Source organism: Streptomyces sp. NPDC021080 (genome assembly GCF_044333225.1).
GTDB lineage: Bacteria > Actinomycetota > Actinomycetes > Streptomycetales > Streptomycetaceae > Streptomyces.
Map to the genome: position 1 here is coordinate 308,858 of NZ_JBIRQM010000009.1, position 17,396 is coordinate 326,253.

Annotated in this window: 16 protein-coding genes and 1 tRNA gene; 6 read left to right on the plus strand and 11 right to left on the minus strand. The window is 71.5% G+C overall.

Going from position 1 to position 17,396, the window contains the following annotated elements; translation table 11 throughout:
• Window positions 1-11: 11 nt before the first annotated feature.
• From ACH4S8_RS23940 to ACH4S8_RS23950, 3 genes are all read left to right on the plus strand, one after another.
• Window positions 12-1,496: a glycosyltransferase gene (locus ACH4S8_RS23940; protein ID WP_398397215.1), complete on the plus strand. Its 1,485-nt coding sequence runs from the start codon at window positions 12-14 to the stop codon at window positions 1,494-1,496.
• Complete coding sequence (locus tag ACH4S8_RS23945; protein ID WP_398397217.1) at window positions 1,493-3,793, plus strand: ArnT family glycosyltransferase; 2,301 nt, start codon at window positions 1,493-1,495, stop codon at window positions 3,791-3,793. Before ACH4S8_RS23940 ends, ACH4S8_RS23945 begins: the two co-directional genes overlap by 4 nt.
• A 229-nt stretch (window positions 3,794-4,022) precedes the next feature.
• Window positions 4,023-4,664, plus strand: a complete 642-nt coding sequence (locus tag ACH4S8_RS23950) for a TetR/AcrR family transcriptional regulator (RefSeq protein ID WP_398397219.1) — start codon at window positions 4,023-4,025, stop codon at window positions 4,662-4,664.
• A gap of 338 nt (window positions 4,665-5,002) precedes the next feature.
• On the opposite strand, the gene ACH4S8_RS23955 is transcribed toward ACH4S8_RS23950, so the two are convergent.
• A complete protein-coding gene (locus tag ACH4S8_RS23955; RefSeq protein WP_398397222.1) occupies window positions 5,003-5,473 on the minus strand; it encodes a PPOX class F420-dependent oxidoreductase in 471 nt (156 codons plus the stop codon).
• Between the two features lie 154 nt (window positions 5,474-5,627).
• Here ACH4S8_RS23955 and ACH4S8_RS23960 point away from each other — a divergent pair, with 154 nt between their 5' ends.
• Window positions 5,628-6,356 carry an ANTAR domain-containing protein gene (locus ACH4S8_RS23960; RefSeq protein ID WP_398397370.1) on the plus strand — a complete coding sequence of 243 codons (729 nt, stop codon included), beginning with the start codon at window positions 5,628-5,630 and terminating at the stop codon, window positions 6,354-6,356.
• Between the two features lie 7 nt (window positions 6,357-6,363).
• Here the strand turns inward: ACH4S8_RS23960 and ACH4S8_RS23965 are convergent, their stop codons facing one another.
• From ACH4S8_RS23965 to ACH4S8_RS23975, 3 genes are all read right to left on the minus strand, one after another.
• On the minus strand, window positions 6,364-7,185 hold the full coding sequence (locus ACH4S8_RS23965) for a YceI family protein (RefSeq protein WP_398397224.1): 822 nt from the start codon (window positions 7,183-7,185) through the stop codon (window positions 6,364-6,366).
• A 96-nt stretch (window positions 7,186-7,281) separates the two neighbouring features.
• Window positions 7,282-9,798, minus strand: a complete 2,517-nt coding sequence (locus tag ACH4S8_RS23970; RefSeq protein WP_398397226.1) for an MFS transporter — start codon at window positions 9,796-9,798, stop codon at window positions 7,282-7,284.
• A gap of 19 nt (window positions 9,799-9,817) precedes the next feature.
• The gene (locus ACH4S8_RS23975) at window positions 9,818-10,324 is read right to left on the minus strand and encodes a MarR family winged helix-turn-helix transcriptional regulator (RefSeq protein ID WP_398397228.1); all 507 of its coding nucleotides are present in this window, start codon (window positions 10,322-10,324) and stop codon (window positions 9,818-9,820) included.
• Between the two features lie 306 nt (window positions 10,325-10,630).
• On the opposite strand from ACH4S8_RS23975, the gene ACH4S8_RS23980 reads away from it, so the two are divergent.
• Window positions 10,631-10,828, plus strand: coding sequence for a hypothetical protein (locus ACH4S8_RS23980; protein ID WP_339130334.1), 198 nt, complete (start codon window positions 10,631-10,633; stop codon window positions 10,826-10,828).
• A gap of 122 nt (window positions 10,829-10,950) precedes the next feature.
• The gene (locus tag ACH4S8_RS23985) at window positions 10,951-11,646 is read left to right on the plus strand and encodes a hypothetical protein (protein ID WP_398397231.1); all 696 of its coding nucleotides are present in this window, start codon (window positions 10,951-10,953) and stop codon (window positions 11,644-11,646) included.
• A 178-nt stretch (window positions 11,647-11,824) separates the two neighbouring features.
• On the opposite strand, the gene ACH4S8_RS23990 is transcribed toward ACH4S8_RS23985, so the two are convergent.
• The 7 genes from ACH4S8_RS23990 to ACH4S8_RS24020 form a co-directional block, all read right to left on the minus strand.
• Complete coding sequence (locus ACH4S8_RS23990) at window positions 11,825-12,721, minus strand: RNA polymerase sigma factor SigF (RefSeq protein ID WP_398397234.1); 897 nt, start codon at window positions 12,719-12,721, stop codon at window positions 11,825-11,827.
• 244 nt (window positions 12,722-12,965) lie between these two features.
• A complete protein-coding gene (locus tag ACH4S8_RS23995; RefSeq protein ID WP_398397236.1) occupies window positions 12,966-14,018 on the minus strand; it encodes an RNA polymerase sigma factor SigF in 1,053 nt (350 codons plus the stop codon).
• 215 nt (window positions 14,019-14,233) lie between these two features.
• Window positions 14,234-14,527 (minus strand): Dabb family protein, encoded by a 294-nt coding sequence (locus ACH4S8_RS24000; protein ID WP_398397238.1) that lies wholly within the window; start codon window positions 14,525-14,527, stop codon window positions 14,234-14,236.
• A 127-nt stretch (window positions 14,528-14,654) separates the two neighbouring features.
• A complete protein-coding gene (locus ACH4S8_RS24005; RefSeq protein WP_037615173.1) occupies window positions 14,655-14,834 on the minus strand; it encodes a hypothetical protein in 180 nt (59 codons plus the stop codon).
• Between the two features lie 467 nt (window positions 14,835-15,301).
• A tRNA-Ser gene (locus ACH4S8_RS24010) sits at window positions 15,302-15,386 on the minus strand.
• 210 nt (window positions 15,387-15,596) lie between these two features.
• Window positions 15,597-16,028, minus strand: coding sequence for a tRNA adenosine(34) deaminase TadA (tadA, locus tag ACH4S8_RS24015; RefSeq protein WP_398397372.1), 432 nt, complete (start codon window positions 16,026-16,028; stop codon window positions 15,597-15,599).
• A 388-nt stretch (window positions 16,029-16,416) separates the two neighbouring features.
• Window positions 16,417-16,953 (minus strand): hypothetical protein, encoded by a 537-nt coding sequence (locus tag ACH4S8_RS24020; protein ID WP_398397374.1) that lies wholly within the window; start codon window positions 16,951-16,953, stop codon window positions 16,417-16,419.
• Window positions 16,954-17,396: the final 443 nt, after the last annotated feature.

A 17,396-nucleotide genomic window follows, 5' to 3' on the forward strand; every position in this document is an offset into this window, starting at 1 on the left:
GAGTCGTTGCCATGCGAACCGAACCTTCTCCCGGCAACCTGCCGGCGCGGGAGCACCTCCCGGCCGCGGACGCGGGTACGCCTGTCCTGGACGTCGTGATCCCCGTCTACAACGAGGAGAAGGACCTCCAGCCATGCGTGCTCAGACTCCACGACCACCTCAGGCGCACGTTCCCGTACACGTTCCGCATCACGGTGGCGGACAACGCGTCCACGGACAGCACCCCCCTGGTGGCGGCCCGGCTGGCGGCGCAGATCCCGGAGGTCAGGTCCTTCCGGCTGGAGCAGAAGGGCCGTGGCAGGGCGCTGCGGACCGTGTGGTCGGCGTCCGACGCGCCGGTCCTCGCGTACATGGACGTGGACCTGTCCACCGACCTGAACGCGCTGCTGCCGCTGGTGGCCCCGCTGATCTCCGGTCACTCGGACCTCGCGATCGGCTCGCGGCTGTCCCGCTCCTCACGGGTGGTGCGGGGCGCCAAGCGGGAGCTCATCAGCCGTACGTACAACCTGATCCTGCGCGGCTCGCTCCAGGCCCGCTTCTCGGACGCGCAGTGCGGCTTCAAGGCGATCCGCGGTGACGTCGCCCGGGTGCTGCTGCCGCTCGTCGAGGACACCGGCTGGTTCTTCGACACCGAGATGCTGGTGCTGGCCGAGCGCGCCGGGCTGCGCATCCACGAGGTCCCGGTCGACTGGGTCGACGACCCGGACTCGACCGTCCACATCGTGAAGACCGCGACGGACGACCTGCTGGGGGTGTGGCGCGTGGGACGCGCCCTCGCCACCGGCTCGCTGTCGCTCGACCGGCTCGCCCGGCCCTTCGGGGACGACCCGCGCGACCGCGAACTGACCGGCGTGCCCAAGGGCCTGGCCCGCCAGCTCGTCGGCTTCTGCGTCGTGGGCGGCCTGTCCACCCTCTTCTACCTGCTGCTCTACAGCGGCTTTCGGACCTTCACCGGGGCGCAGGTCGCCAACGCGCTCGCGCTGCTCGTGTCGGCGGTCGCGAACACGGCCGCCAACCGGCGGCTCACCTTCGGCGTACGCGGCCGGGGCGGCGCCGTCCGGCACCAGGCGCAGGGACTCGTCGTCTTCGGCATCGGGCTCGCCCTGACCAGCGGCTCCCTCGCCGCCCTGAACGCCGGGACGAGCGACCCCGCGCACTCCACCGAGCTGGCGGTGCTCATCGCCGCCAACCTCGCGGCGACCGTGCTGCGCTTCCTGCTCTTCCGTGCCTGGGTCTTCTCCGACCGGCAGGGCGGGACGCCGTCCCCGTCCCCGGTGGCGGCCTCGCACCAGCCGGTCCCGCCGGTCCACCCGGTGGGTGCCCGGCCGGGAACGGCCGGGTGTCCACCGCTGCCGCAGCGCCCGACCGCACCCTCCTCCCCGTACGACACCGACCGGTACCGCGCCGACGAGGCCGCGGACCGCTCCTGGCGGGATTCGACCATGCAGTTGCAGGCGGTGCGCCCGCACGATCACGATCCGAGGAACGCGCGATGACGACACAGCCCGACACGAGCGCCGGTACGAGTAACGGTGCCGGTACGAGCGCCGGTGCCGGTACGAGCATCGAGACGAACACCGGCGGCACCGGCACCTCCGGTCACGCCTGGGGGCCCTCCGCCTCCGCACCGCCCCCCGAGCACGCCCCGCCCCCGGCCGCCCCCGGGGCCGGTGAGCCCCAGCAGCCCTTCCTCCGGCGGGTCCGCAGAGGCCGGCCCGAGGACCCGCGCTGGGCGCGCCCCGCCTTCCTCGGTCTGCTGCTCGCCACCGCGGTGCTGTACCTGTACGGCCTGAGCGCCTCCGGGTACGCCAACTCCTTCTACTCCGCGGCCGTGCAGGCCGGCAGCCAGAGCTGGAAGGCACTCTTCTTCGGCTCGCTCGACTCCGCCAACGCCATCACCGTCGACAAGCCCCCGGCCTCGCTGTGGCCGATGGCCCTGTCGGTACGGATCTTCGGCCTCAGCTCCTGGGCGATCCTCGTCCCCGAGGTGCTGATGGGCGTGGCCACGGTCGGCGTCCTGTACGCGGCCGTACGCCGCCGGTTCAGCGCCGCGGCGGGTCTGATCGCCGGCGCCGTGCTCGCGCTCACCCCCGTCGCCGCGCTGATGTTCCGGTTCAACAACCCGGACGCGATGCTCGCGCTGCTCATGACCGTCACGGTCTACTGCGTGATCCGCGCCCTGGAGGACGGCCGCACCAAGTGGCTCCTGTGGGCGGGCGCCGCGGTCGGCCTCGCCTTCCTCACCAAGACGCTCCAGGCCTTCCTGATCCTGCCGCCGCTGGCCGTGCTGTACGCGGTCTGCGCGCCGGTGACCGTCCGCAAGCGGTTCGCGCAGCTCGGTCTCTCGGCGGCCGCCATGGTGGTCGCCGGCGGCTGGTGGGTCGCGATCGTCGAACTGTGGCCCGCCTCCTCCCGCCCGTACATCGGCGGCTCGCAGAACAACTCCTTCCTGGAGCTGACCTTCGGCTACAACGGCCTCGGCCGCATCAACGGCGACGAGACCGGCAGTGTCGGCGGCGGTGGGGGCGCCGGCGGCACCGGACAGTGGGGCGAGACCGGCTGGAACCGGATGTTCAACTCCGAGATCGGCAGCCAGATCTCCTGGCTGCTCCCGGCGGCCCTGATCCTGCTGGTGGGCGGCCTCGTCCTGACCCGGAAGGCGAAGCGGACCGACCTGGCCCGCTCCTCGTTCCTCGCCTGGGGCGGCGCGCTGCTGATGACCGCGCTGGTCTTCAGCTACATGGCCGGCATCTTCCACCAGTACTACACGGTGGCCCTGGCTCCCTACATCGCCGCCCTGGTCGGCATGGGCGCGACGGCGCTGTGGGAGGAGCGGCACAAGGTGTGGGCGTCGCTCACCCTCGCCGGCGCGGTCACCGCCGGTGCGGCCTGGGGCTACGTCCTTCTCGACCGCACTCCCGACTACCTGCCCTGGCTCAAGTGGTTCGTCCTCGTCGGCGGTCTGACTGCGGCGCTCGGTCTGATCTTCGTGGCCCGGCTGGGTCGGCAGCTCGCTCTCGCGGCGGCCGGACTGGGCTTCGTGGCGGCACTCGCGGGCCCGACGGCGTACACGCTCTCCACGGTGAACACCGGGCACACCGGTTCCATCGTGACGGCCGGTCCGGCCGGGGCGAGCATGATGGGCGGCCGGGGCGGCTTCCCCGGTGGCGGCACGCGGGGCGGTTTCCCCGGCGGCCAGAGCCCGCAGAACGGCAACGGCGGCATGCCGAACGCTCCGCAGGGCGGCGGAAACGTCCAGCCCCCGACGGGCGGCACCGGTGGCTTCCCCGGCCGGAACCAGCAGGGCAACGGCAACGGTCAGAACCAGCAGGGCGGCATGCCCGGTGGCGGTACGGGCGAGGGCGGTATGCCGGGCGGTGGCGGTGCCGGAGGACTGCTGAACGGCGCGAGCGTCAGCTCCGCGGCCGAGGCGCTGCTGTCGAAGAACGCGGGGGACTACACCTGGGCGGCCGCCGCGGTCGGTTCCCAGAACTCCGCGAGCTACCAACTGGCGACCGGCAAGCCGGTGATGGCGATCGGCGGCTTCAACGGAACCGACCCGTCCCCGACCCTGGCCCAGTTCAAGAAGTACGTGGCGGACGGCAGGATCCACTACTTCATCTCGGGCGGTGCCATGGGTGGCGGCATGGGAGGCGGAACGCGTGGTGGCGGAGGGTCCGGTACCACCTCCACCTCCTCGCAGATCAGCTCGTGGGTCACGGCCAACTTCAAGAAGGTGACGGTGGGTTCGGCCACGTTCTACGACCTGACGCAGGCGGCCGGCGGCAGCTGACCGGTTTCGGTCCGGTTCTGGTCCGGTTCTGGTTCGGTTCCGGTCCGGCTCTGGTTATCCGGTGAACGGGCGGTGGCCCGGAGCGTGTTCGCTCCGGGCCACCGCCCGTTCCCGTGGCTGTTTCGGGTGGTTGGGTCGCACGTGTCCGTGCGGGGCCCGCTTAGCATCGTCGAGGAGGGCGACCGGGGAGTCCGGCCCGGTCCGTGGCCGAGTTCCGGGAAGGGGCGCCATGGCGGGGACGGCGGACAGGGCGAAGCGGCCGGCGCGGACCAGTGTCTGGCTCGAGGGCGAGGCCCCTCGCGACAAGGCTCCCCGGGGCGGGGCCGCCCGCGGCGGGGACCGGCCGTCCGGGCTCGACCGGGAGCGGATCACCGCGGCCACGGTGCGGTTGCTGGACGCGGAGGGTCCGGCGAAGTTCTCCATGCGGCGGCTGGCGGCCGGGCTGAACGTCAGCGCGATGTCCGTGTACTGGTACGTCGACACCAAGGACGATCTGCTGGAGCTCGCGCTCGACGCCGTGTTCGGTGAACTGGCGCTGCCGGACGTCGAGTCGGAGGAAGGCTGGCGTGATCAGCTGCGGGGGCTGGCGGTCGGGTACCGGGCGCTGTCGGTGCGCCACCCGTGGGTGTCGGCGCTGATCGGGATCTTCCCGAACATCGGGCCGTGTTCCATGGCGTTCTCGGCGTGCGTGCGGCAGGTGATCCGGAACGCCGGGATGCCGCCGTGCCGGCAGACGGGGGCGATGTCGGCGGTGTTCCAGTTCGTGTACGGGTCGCACTTCGCCGGTGCGGAGGCGCGGGAGCGGGATGTCGAGTTCGCGCTGGAGTTGCTGATCGCGGGGATCGAGGCGATGGTGCCGCCGGTCGGCTGAGGTGCCGCCTGCCGTCTGCCGGGTGTGGGTGCGGTTCGGTGGGTGGGGCGGGGCCGTGCCGGTGCATCAGCCCGTCGCTGTTGGGTGAGGTGTGGCCGTCGGTGGCGACGGGCATCGATGTACCGGCACGGCCCCTCCCGCGCGTACCCGGCTGCGGGAGTGCGGTGGCTTGGGCGCATCCCCTCACCTGCGTGAAATTTCAACCTCGGGAGGATCCAGCCCCGGGAGGATTCAGCCCCTCCGGCGTTTGAGGAGCGGGGTCTGGGGCGGAGCCCCGGGTACGGGAAGGGTAGGGGCGGAAGGGGCGAAAAAAGGGGGTGGGGTCACCCGCGGGCGGGTCAGTCTTGCGGGGCCAGGTGGGCCGGGAAGCCGCCGGTGGCCACCGGGCCCCAGCGGGTGGGGGTGACACGGATGATCGACTTGGCCTGCTTGCGCATCGCCGCGCGGTACTCGTCCCAGTCCGGATGCTCCCCGGCGATGTTCCGGTAGTACTCGACGAGCGGCTCGACGGAGTCGGGCGAGTCGATCACCTCGGCGGTGCCGTCGACCTGGACCCAGGGCCCGTTCCACTCGTCGCTGAGGACGATCAGGCTCACCCGCTCGTCCCGCTTGGCGTTGCGGGTCTTGGCGCGCTCGGGGTACGTCGAGACGACGATGCGTCCCGAGTCGTCGACGCCACAGGTCAGCGGAGAGCCCTGCGGGCCGCCGTCGGCGCGGCGGGTGAGCAGGATCGCCCGGTGGCGGGGGCGTACGAAGTCCAGCAACTCGTCCAGGGAGACGGAGGTGTTCGTCGCGGTGTGGGGTGCCATGCGATCAGCGTAGGGCGCGTGCCCCGCGATCGCCCGCGGGCTGGGCCGGCGGGCGGCACCCGACCTCGGCGAAGCGGCTAAAGTGCTCTTCGTCCTGTGCTCGCAGTCGGGAATGTGCTGCGGAGCTCTCCTGCGCATGGCCGTTTGGCCGTGCATGCCGAAGAGGTTCGTGGTGGCTGCGTCCGAGTTTTCCGAATTGTCCCGCCCTGATACGGGTTTCGAGCTGGCCGAAGGCCTCACGGCCGCGGCTCGGCAGTTGCACGAGACATCGAGTCCTCACGCCACCCTGCACACCGCCGTCCGACTGGCCGTGCGCATCCTGCCGGGTGTCGAGTACGCCGGGATCTCCGTCATGGAGCCGGAGGCCCGCCGGCAGACACTGGCCTGGACGGACGAGGTCGTCCGCTCCGCCGACGCGCTGAACGCGGGCCGTGAGCATCACCCGTACTGGAACCGGCTGTGGACGGCGCCGGTGGCCCGGATCGAGGACAGCGCCGCGAAGGACGGCGACGGGGATCTCGCCCTGTCGGGCCTCGGGCTGAGGTCGGTGCTGTCGCTGCGGCTGCGGGCCGACCGGCGCCGGCTGACCGTCCTGACCGCGTACGCACGGGCGCCGCGCGCCTTCGACGAGTCGGCCACCCGGATAGGGCGGCTGTTCACCGCGCACGTCGGCATCGCGCTGGACTCGGCGACCCTGCGCGAACAGCTCACCGAGGCGATGCGCACCCGGGATCTGATCGGGCAGGCCACGGGCATCCTCATGGAGCGGCTCGACATCGACGCGTCCGAGGCGTTCGCCAGCCTCGTGCGCACCTCCCAGCGGGAGAACGTCAAGCTCCGTGACCTGGCCCGACGGATCGTGGACGCGAGCGAGGGCGAGTGAGCCGGGCTCAGGCGGCCGGCAGCGACTCCCCCTGCACCGCCTGGATCTCGAGTTCCACCTTCAGCGTGGTGCCGATGGCCGAGATGCCTGCCTGGACGATCTGGTTGTAGTGCAGGGCGAAGTCCTCACGGTGGAGTTCGCCGCGCGCGCGGAACGCGGCGCGGGTGCCGCCCCAGGGGTCGGCGCCGGTGCCGAGGTAGGCGAGGTCGAGGTCGACGGGACGGACGACACCGTGCAGGGTGAGCTCGCCGTGCACGGTCCAGCGGTCGGAGCCGGCCGGTGTCAGGTCCGTCGAGCGGTAGGTGATCAGCGGGTGCTTCTCGGCGTCCAGGAAGTCCGGCGACCTCAGGTGTCCGTCGCGCATGCCGTTGCCGGTGTCGATGGAGGCCGCCGTGATCGTCGCCTCGACGCGGGAGGCGGTCACGTCGTCGGCGGCGATCTCTATGCGGCCCGTGAAGTCCGTGAAGCGGCCGTGCACGCTGGAGATGCCCAGGTGCCGGGCGACGGCGCCGACCGAGGAGTGCGCCGGGTCGATGGTCCACGGTCCCGGCGGCGGCAGTTCGGTGCCGCCCCGGCGGGCCAGCGTCACCTCGCCGACGTCGGCCCGGCCGGCCGCCGTGACGATGGCTCCGGAGGCGGCGGGCGCGTACCCGAGCGCGGTCACGATCACCGTGTAGGCGCCGGGCGCGAGGTTCGTGGTGTCGTGCACGGCGCCGTCGGTGTCCGCCCCGGCCCGCAGCACCTGCGCGCCGGTCGCGTCGGTCACCGTGACGACCGCGTGCGACACGGCCCATCCGCCCCGGGTCCGGATCTTCGCGGTCAGTGCCATGGCGGTAACTCCTTGTGATGGATCGATGGAAAAGGCCGGCCCGTGGGGGCGCACCTCCGCTCAGAGTGCGCGCGTTCCCACGGGCCGGGGCTCGTACTACTCGCCGGGGTGGGCGAGTTCGATGTCGTGGTCGTCCGCTCCGCGGCCGCCGACGGTCAGCGCGGTCGCCACCGGCGGGTAGCCCGCCGCGATGACGGTGTACTCGCCGCCGTCCAGATCGGTGAAGGCGTACGCCCCGTCGCCGCCGGTCCTGGCGGTGGCGACCACGTTCCCGGCCGCGTCCACCAGCGTCACGCGGGCGTCCGGCAGGGGGCCGTGCGGTGCCCGGACGACACCCTGGAGCCGGGCGCCCAGGTCGAGGTCGACCTCGATCCGGGTGATCCCGGTGCCGCCGACCTCGACGGGCAGCGCCCGCGGCCGGTGGCCCGCGGCGTTCACCGCGACCGTCACGACGCCGGGCACCAGCTCGGCGAAGGCGAACTCGCCCTGCTCACCGGTGGTTCCGGTGGCCAGCACATCGCCGCGGACGTCGGTCACGACGACCATCGCGTCCTTGACCGGGGACGCGCCCTCGGCGGCCCGGACGACACCGCTCAGCCCGCTGGTGCCGCTCAGCAGGATGTCGTACGTGAGCGGCTCCCCGTTCACGACGATCGTCGAGGCCTGCGGCTGGAAGCCGTCGGCGGAGGCGATCAGGACGTAGGAGCCCACACCGGGCGCGTCGAGGGTGTACGAGCCGTCGGTCTGCGCGACCGAGCGGCCGAGCTGCCGTCCCTCCGGTGAGATCAGCGTGACCGCGGCCTGCGGCACGGGCGCGCTCTCGGCGCCGCGGACCCGGCCGTGCACCGTGATGCCGCCGGACGCGGGCCGGGGTTGGTCCTCCCGTGTCGCCGTGGCGACAGCGGCGAGCTGCCGGGTGCCCTCGGGGAAGGTCTCGGAGGCGGCCTCGGTGGGGACGGCGGGAGCGAGAGCGGCGGTGGCCGCGGCCTCGACGGCCTCGGCGACCGGCTCGCCGGACTTCTCCGCGGCGGCCTGGGCCATCGCGCCGGACGTCCGCAGCGGGACCTCCTTGATGAACAGCACGATCAGGAAGGCGACCAGCGCCAGGCCGGAGGCGATCAGGAAGACGTCCGCGATGCCGTGGCCGTACGCGCTCTCCATCACGGTGCGCAGCGGCGCGGGCAGCTTGTCCATGTCCGGGATGCTGGAGCTGGAGTCCGAACCGGCGGCGAGGGCCGCGTACTTGGGGCCGAGGTGGGTCAGTCCGTCCTTGGCGTAGTCGGTGATCCGGGTGGCCATGACCGCGCCGAGCGCGGAGACACCGATCGCACCGCCGAGGGAGCGGAAGAACGTCACCGTGGAGCTGGCCGAGCCCAGGTCGGCCGGCGCCACCTGGTTCTGCGTGGAGAGCACCAGGTTCTGCATCATCATGCCGACGCCGAGGCCCAGCAGCGCCATGAAGATCGCGATGTGCCAGTACGCCGTGTCGTAGCGGATCGTGCCGAGCAGGCCGAGGCCCGCGGTGACCAGGAAGCCGCCGGAGACGAGCCAGTACTTCCACCGTCCGGTCCTGGTGATGATCTGGCCGGAGACCGTGGAGGAGACGAACAGGCCGCCGATCATCGGGATCGTCATGACGCCCGACATCGTCGGGGACTTGTCCCGCGCAAGCTGGAAGTACTGGCTGAAGAACACGGTGCCGGTGAACATCGCGACACCGACGAACAGCGACGCGAGGGAGGAGAGGGTGATGGTCCGGTTGCGGAACAGCCGCAGCGGGATGATCGGCTCGCTCGCCCTGGACTCGACCAGCACGAACAGCAGGCCGAGCACGATCGCGCCGCCGACCATCGTGTACGTCTGCCACGAGACCCAGTCGTACTTGTCACCGGCGAAGGTGACCCAGACCAGCAGCAGCGAGACCGCGGCGGAGATGAAGAACGCGCCGCCCCAGTCGACCTTCACGTCCCGCTTCACGACGGGCAGGTGCAGGGTCTTCTGCAGCACGATCAGCGCGATGACCGCGAACGGCACACCGACGTAGAAGCACCAGCGCCAGCCGAGCCAGCTGGTGTCGGTGATGACACCGCCGAGCAGCGGGCCGCCGACGGTTGCGACGGCGAACGTCGCGCCCAGGTAGCCGGAGTAGCGTCCGCGCTCGCGCGGGGAGATCATCGCGGCCATCACGATCTGCGCGAGGGCGGACAGACCGCCGACGCCGATGCCCTGGACCACACGGCACGCGATGAGCATGCCGGGGTTCTGGGACAGACCGGCGGCGGCCGATCCCAGCACGTAGACGACGAGCGCGATCTGGACGAGCGCCTTCTTGCTGTACAGGTCGGACAGCTTGCCCCACAGGGGCGTGGTCGCGGTCATGGCCAGCAGCGAGGCCGTGACGACCCAGGTGTAGGCGGACTGGCCGCCGCCCAGGTCGCCGATGATCTCGGGGAGCGCGTTGGTGACGATCGTCGACGACAGGATCGCGACGAACATGCCGAGCAGCAGCCCGGAGAGGGCTTCCATGATCTGCCGGTGCGTCATCGGAGCGCCGTCGGCGCTTCCGTGCTTGGCGTGAGAGCCCCGCACACCGGCTGGTGTGGTCGTTGCCATGGGCTTCCTTTTCTTGTGTCTACGCAGGTGTACGGGTGGTCGGTTCTGATACGTCTGTCGCGTACGGGGGAGGGTGCGCGGGTGTCCGCTGCGGTGAGCGGCAGTCGCCGAAGCTCTCGCGCAGCCGGCCCATCAGCTCGATGAGCAGCCCGACCTCGTCGTCGGACCAGTGGCCCAGCCGGTCGGAGAGCAGCCGCGACGTCCGCAGGGACAGTTCGTCGAGCTGCTCGTGTCCGGCCCCGGTGAGGCGCAGGATGCGTGAGCGCTTGTCGGCCGGGTCGGGGGACCGTTCGATCCAGCCCCGGTCGGCGACGTGCGCGACATGGCGGCTGGTCACCGACATGTCCACGGAGAGCAGCTCCGCGAGCCGACTCATCCGCATCTCGCCGTACCGGCCGAGCAGCGTGAGCACGGCGGCGGATCCCGCGGGGCAGTCGGGCGGCAGGATCCGGCCCAGGCCCCGCTTCACGGCACCGATGGCGCTGAGCTGACGGGCCAGTTCCTCGTACTGCGTCTGCTCGGCCATCGCACCTCCTTATTCGTTGCTTGGGGCAACCATAAAGAAGTTGGTTGCCGCAGGCAAACGAATTTGAGGGTTCAAGGCTAAAAAGTAGGCAAAGGCAAGTGTTGGCGAACGGAAACGTGCAGGTGGGAGTGGCGGAAGGGGGTGGAGGTGCGGGAGGGGGCGGGGAAGGAGGCGGCGGACGAGATGAGGAGGTGGTGCGAGGGCGGTGTGCGTCGTGGTCGTGTGCGGTGTACGGACACGTCACGATCGACGGGAAGGGCAACCCGGCACTTGGGCAGCCCCCGCGCATTCGCTAGGGTCCGGCCTATGGCAAACACCCAGGGCCCCGAGGGCAACTACGACCCCGCGGGCAGCACTCAGATGTTCCGTGCGTTCGTCGACGAGGCCCCCCAGGGCCGGCAGCAGCAGGCGGCCGCTCCCGCGGGTCCCCGCGTGGGCCTGATCGTCGGCGTCGTCCTCGCCGTCGCGGTCGTCGCCGCGGTGGCCTATCTCGCCTTCATGTGATTCCGCAGGACCGCACGGCCGGATCCACGGCCGGGCGGGCCCGCTGAGCAGCGGGGCGGCGTGACCCGGCGGGGCCACGCCCCTACTTCCACCGGACCGACACGTCCCGCGTCTCGATGTGCATGCCCAGCGGCACCCGCCAGGCGTCGACGCACACCGTCCAGGTGACGTTCTTCCTCGCGCCGGCCGCGATCGGCGCCGGGAGGGCCTCGGCCGACCGGATCGTCGCCCAGTCGATCCCGAGCGCCCCGATGATGTGGGTCCCGAACGTCACCGTGCCCGAACGCACCGCCGTACCACCGGTGTTGCCGAAGGAGACGGTCACCTTCTCGCACCACCGCCGATCGGTGGCCGCGCGCGAGGTGCCGCTCACGGCGAGCACGGCGGGCCCGGCGCTCGCGGTCGGACCGGGCGCGGACGGAGCGGGGGAGCTTCCCGAACTCCCGCCCGTACTGCCGGAGTCGCCGCCGGAGGCCGAACCGGACGACGAACCGGACGACGAACCGGATGATGATCCGGACGACGATCCGGAGGACGAAGAGGACCCGTCACCGGTGCCGGCTCCCGTACCTCCCGAACCGGCGGTCGAGTCGGCCGAACTGTCCGAGCCCGGCGGGCCACCCGCGCCGTCGGCCGGGGATCCGCCCGGTCCGGTGGCCGGGGTCGTCTCTCCCGGGCCGGAACCCCCCTTGCCGTCGGCCGTGCCGGAGCCGTCCGCGGCCCTGCCGTCCAGCGGCACCAGGGACACCTCGCCCGAAGGCGCCACCGCCACTCCGGACGCTCCCGGAGAGCCGCCGGCGGCCCCGACGGCGGCATAGCCGCCACCGCTTCCGCCGCTCCCGCACGCGGCCAGCACTCCGCCCAGACACAGAACGGCCGCCGAGGCACGCACCAGGGCACCTCGGCGACCGCTTGTCGACTCGTGACGCATCGGCTCGTGACGCATCGCGCCAGTGTGGCTGACGACCCGTCAATTATGAACCCTGCGCGGGCCGGTCAGTCGGAGATGAGGCCTTCGCGCAGCTGGGCCAGCGTGCGGGTGAGCAACCGGGAGACGTGCATCTGCGAGATGCCGACCTCCTCGCCGATCTGGGACTGGGTCATGTTCGCGAAGAAGCGGAGCATGATGATGCGGCGCTCGCGGGGCGGCAGCTTGGCGAGCAGCGGCTTGAGCGACTCGCGGTACTCCACGCCCTCCAGCGCGGTGTCCTCGTAGCCGAGACGGTCCGCGAGCGAGCCCTCGCCGCCGTCGTCCTCGGGGGCGGGCGAGTCGAGCGACGACGCCGTGTACGCGTTGCCGACGGCGAGACCGTCGACCACGTCCTCCTCGGACACCCCGAGGGCCGTGGCGAGTTCGGCGACCGTCGGAGAGCGGTCGAGCTTCTGCGACAGCTCGTCGCTGGCCTTGGTGAGGGCCAGGCGCAGCTCCTGGAGGCGGCGCGGAACGCGGACCGACCAGGAGGTGTCACGGAAGAACCGCTTGATCTCGCCGACGACCGTCGGCATCGCGAAGGTCGGGAACTCGACACCGCGCTCGCAGTCGAAGCGGTCGATCGCCTTGATCAGGCCGATCGTGCCGACCTGGACGATGTCCTCCATCGGTTCGTTGCGGGAGCGGAAGCGGGCCGCGGCGTACCGGACGAGCGGGAGGTTGAGTTCGATGAGGGTGTCCCGGACGTAACCGCGCTCCGGGCTGTTCTCGGCCAGTGCGGCGAGCCGCAGGAACAGGGAGCGGGAGAGGGTCCGGGTGTCGATGGCGCCCGAGGACTCGGGGACCGGAGCGGTTACCGGGGCCTCGGCGGCAGGGACATCGTGAAGCGCGGCGTGCGCCTCGGGCACTGCGTCGCTCTTCGTGAGCGTGAGCACCTTCGAGCTGCCCTGATCTGCGGACATGCCACCCCCTTTGGGTCGCGGACGGTCGCGGCAGTCGCTCCCGTCGGAGGAACGCAGCCTCCACCTGAATACCGGAGGCGAGGCCGCGGCAAACGCGCTGCCGGAAGAATGTCACATGTCGGCAACACGCTGTAGAGACTTGTCGACATGTAGAGGGTGGATCAGCCCTGGAAAGAGGGGGTCTGACGGATTTTCAGCGCTGAACCGACGTAAAAATCGACCTTGAGCGAATCGCTCTTTTCGGTTACGCCTCGATCCTGTTTGCGGATCGAAGACGTGCGAAGCTGCGGGCGAGGAGCCTTGACACGTGCATCTGGGAAACGCCCAGTTCTGCGCTGATCTGTGACTGGGTGAGGTTGCTGTAGTAGCGGAGCAGCAGGATCCGCTGCTCGCGTTCGGGCAGTTGTACGAGCAAATGCCGTACGAGGTCCCGGTGTTCGACTCCGTCGAGCGCGGGGTCCTCGTAACCGAGCCGGTCGAGCAGCCCCGGCAGTCCGTCGCCCTCCTGGGCCGCTTCGAGGGAGGTCGCGTGGTACGACCGCCCGGCCTCGATGCAGGAGAGCACCTCCTCCTCGGTGATGCGCAGCCGTTCGGCGATCTCCGCGGTGGTGGGCGAGCGCCCGAAGGCGGTCGTCAGGTCCTCGGTCGCGCTGTTCACCTGCACCCACAGCTCGTGCAGCCGGCGCGGCACGTGGACGGTGCGAACGTTGTCACGGAAGTACCGCTTGATCTCGCCGACGACGGTCGGCATCGCGAAGGTCGGGAACTGCACGCCCCGGTCCGGGTCGAAGCGGTCGATGGCGTTGATCAGGCCGATGGTGCCGACCTGGACCACGTCCTCCATCGGCTCGTTGCGGGAGCGGAAGCGGGCCGCCGCGTACCGGACGAGCGGGAGGTTCGCCTCGATGAGGGCGCCGCGGACCCGGTTGTGCTCGGGGGTGCCCGGCTCCAGCACCTTGAGCTCGCCGAAGAGCACCTGGGTGAGGGCCCGGGTGTCGGCGCCGCGACGCCGCTCCTGCGGGACCTCCTGGACCGGCGCGGGTCCGGACGCGGGGTCCTGGGCGCCCGGGGCGGTGCCCGGAGTGCCCAGGACGGTGCCAGGAGCGCCCGATGAGGCGCTCGGGGCCGTGATCTGCGCCGCGGTCTGTGCCGAGGCCTGCGCCGTGCTCTGTGCCGCGCCCTGCGCCGCGGCCTGCGTCAGGGGTCGGGCCGGGGGTGACGGTGGGGCGGGCGTGAGGGCCGTCGCCCGGGCCATGGCCGGGGCTTCCTCCTGGGGCGGCGCAGTACTGGCCGACACGGTCAACGCCACCTCTTCGTTCGTCAACGATCCGTCAACTCATCCGTCAAAAGCGGTCATAGCATCACAAGACATGTGCACTGTGTGCAAGCACCGCATAACGCCGTGTTGGGGTTGAGTTGCAGGTGAGTTGGCGGCGATTTGGGGTCCAGGACGTCGGAAACCCCTGACCGGTTGCGGTCAGGGGCTCGGCAAGAGTGTGCGATCAAAAATGGTCAGAACGGGTAGTCGGCGATCACCCAGGTGGCGAACTCCCGCCAGAGTGCGACACCGGCCACGTGCGCCGGGTGCTCCAGGTAACGCTTGAGGGCGTCGGCGTCCTCGACGGCGGCGTTGATCGCGAAGTCGTACGCGATGGGCCGGTCGCTGATGTTCCACGCGCACTCCCAGAACCGCAGCTCGGGGATAAGGCCGTCGAGCGCGCGGAAGGCGGCGACGCCCTCCACGACGCGGGGGTCTTCGCGCTGAACACCGTCGTTGAGCTTGAAGAGGACCAGATGGCGGATCACGGGTACTCCCTGGAGATGAGGTGGTTCTTCGCACGGCCGCGGCCGTGCCCGGCCGCACCGCGCCCTGTCGGGTCCGCCCGGTGCCGGGCGCGCGGAACCGCTGTCGTGCCGGCGGCGGAGCCCGACGTCAGTTCTTCGCTCCGTCGGCGATCCAGGTCATGAAGTCGCCTATCGCCCCGGCGGCGTTCGATATGCCCTCGAACGCTATCTGGACGTAGTCGGCGGCCTTGGCCGGATCCGTGATGATCACGTAGAGCGCGAAGACCACGAGCACATAGATGGCGATCTTCTTCGAATTCACCGCCATGGCGGCCTCCCCTGTGACTCCTGCGCCCGTCGGCCCCCTGCTGACGGCGGCGAGTGTAACCTTCACGCCCCCTTTAAGGACCAACGGCCCGCTGGTAGAGGTCCTTTGCCGGGCCTCAGCGGCGCTCTCGCGGTCCAGGATGGAAGGGAGCCCCGGCGGATGCCGCAAGGAGTCCACGGGGCCCGGAGGGACCCCACTGCGGGGTTCTCGCCGCCCGACTTTCCCCCGAGACGGCGGCGTGGACTTGCGGGTCCTTGCGTGGGGGAAGCGGGCGCCCCCGATATGCGCCCCTTCCCCCTTCCTCTGTGGGAGCGGAGAACCCTTTCGGGTACGGAGAGCCCCGGCGCGGAGCGGCGCCGGGGCTCCTTCGTGTCGCGGGCGCCACCGGGTGCGCCTCCGGAGCGCCGGGTACCCGGAACACCCGGAACGCAAGAAGGACCCCGTCTTTCGACGAGGCCCTTCGGAAGCGGTAGCGGAGGGATTTGAACCCTCGGTGACTTGCGCCACACTCGCTTTCGAGGCGAGCTCCTTCGGCCGCTCGGACACGCTACCGAGGGAGACCCTACCCCAAGGTGGGCCGTGGTCTGAAATCCGTTTCGCCGGCCCCTTCGGGCGGCCCGGTCCGGTGGGGCGGGACGGGCACGCCGGGGCGCCGGCCGATCGCCGTCCGGCCGGTACCGGTCCACAGGCGTTCACCCGTAAGCGTTCACCCGTGAGCGTTCGCCCGTCGGTGTCGGTGTCGGTGTCCGGGGCGGCGTCGGCTCAGCGGTCGCGGAAGAAGTCGGTGAGCAGGGTCGCGCATTCGTCGGCCAGGACGCCCTCGATCACCTCGGGGCGGTGGTTGAGCCGCCGGTCGCGGACGACGTCCCAGACCGAGCCGGTCGCGCCCGCCTTCTCGTCGCGGGCGCCGTACACCACCCGCTCGACCCGCGACTGGACGAGCGCGCCGGCGCACATCGTGCAGGGCTCCAGGGTGACGACCAGCGTGCATCCGGACAGCCGCCACTCACCGAGCCGGGCGGCGGCCCGGCGCAGCGCGAGGACCTCGGCGTGCGCCGTCGGGTCGCCGGTGGCCTCGCGTTCGTTGTGTCCGGCCGCCAGCACGGTCGCACCGTCCGGGGACAGCACGACGGCACCGACGGGAACGTCCCCGCCCCGGGCGGCCAGCCGTGCCTCGTCCAGCGCGAGCCGCATCGGGTCCCGCCACCGGTCGCGTACGGGATCGGGCGGCGGGGTTGTCTGACGGGGGGTGCTCACCCGGGGAACCTAGCGGAATCCCGCCGGGTGCGAGGGGTCCGGCGGGTCCGCCGGGTGTGACAGGTCCGGCGGGTCCGCCGAGAAGCGACGGGTCCGGCGGGGCCGGGGTGTGCCACCGGTCCGACGGATGGGACGGGGCCGACGGTGAGGACCGGCGAGCGGTGGCCCCCGCCGTTCCACCGCCCCGGTGCGGGCGGGTGGCGGACGGCAGGCGAAGATCCGGCCCGTGCCGGATCGGGCCGGTTCGCCGGTACGGGGGCAGGCGCACGGGCGCGGGGACCGGCCCCACCGTTTCCACGGCGCCGGCCCCGCGGTTTCCGGGACCCTAGCGGACGGTCTCCAGGACCTCTGCCGCTCCCAGGGCCTCGGCGATCGTGCCGAGCGCGTCGCCTTCGTCCAGGGCCAGCAGTTCCTTCTCGCTCACACCGAGGTCCGAGAGGATGTAGCGGTCCCCGACGGGGCTGTGCGACACGGCGTCGCCGGACGTGCTCCCCCGGTCCTCCTCGTCGTCCTCGGAGTCCCCTGGTTCACCGTCCTCCGTGCCGTCCAGATCGAGGGAGTCCAGGTCGGCGTCGTCGTCCGGCTCCCGTCCTAGTAGCTCGTCCGTGAGCAGGATCTCGCCGTACGAACTACGGGCGGCCGCGGCGGCGTCCGAGACGTAGATACGGGGATCCTCCTCGCCGTCCACGCGGACGACGCCGAACCACGCGTCCTCCTGCTCGATGAGCACGAGCACCGTGTCCTCGTCCGAGACTTCACGGGCCAGATCGGTCAGATCCGACAGGGTTTCCACATCGTCGAGCTCTGTATCGCTCGCTTCCCACCCGTCTTCGGTGCGCGCGAGCAGTGCGGCGAAGTACACCGTGACTCTCCCACTGGTCATAGGTGTGCCGGTTGGGGTTCCCCCCGGCGGAGGCTGTGGGCGAGGAGTGCTGCTCCGAGCCCCGCCCACTCGGAATCGTGGCAGAAAGACAGCGTTCAGGGGACGTCTTCGGCCTGCTGTGTCTGCCTCTTTTGATCGCTAACAGCGGATCGTACGCGGCTGCCCGCGCCATGTGGACACCTCCCCGCCCGACACGTCCGCCACACGGCCCCTCCGGACGCGGCCGCGGCCCGGTTCCACGGCGGCCGGGCAGCCGGTTCTCTCCCGGCGCTCGCCGGAGCCGTGCGGGCGCGTCCCCCTGTGGCGGCGGGCGTGCGACCGGTGGCGGCACGGGTACGGCGTCGGCGCTCCCGCGGACGGGGCTGCCGCGGCTCCGCGGCGGTGTGCCCCCGGTTCCTCCGTAGGGGTGTCGGCCCCGGCGG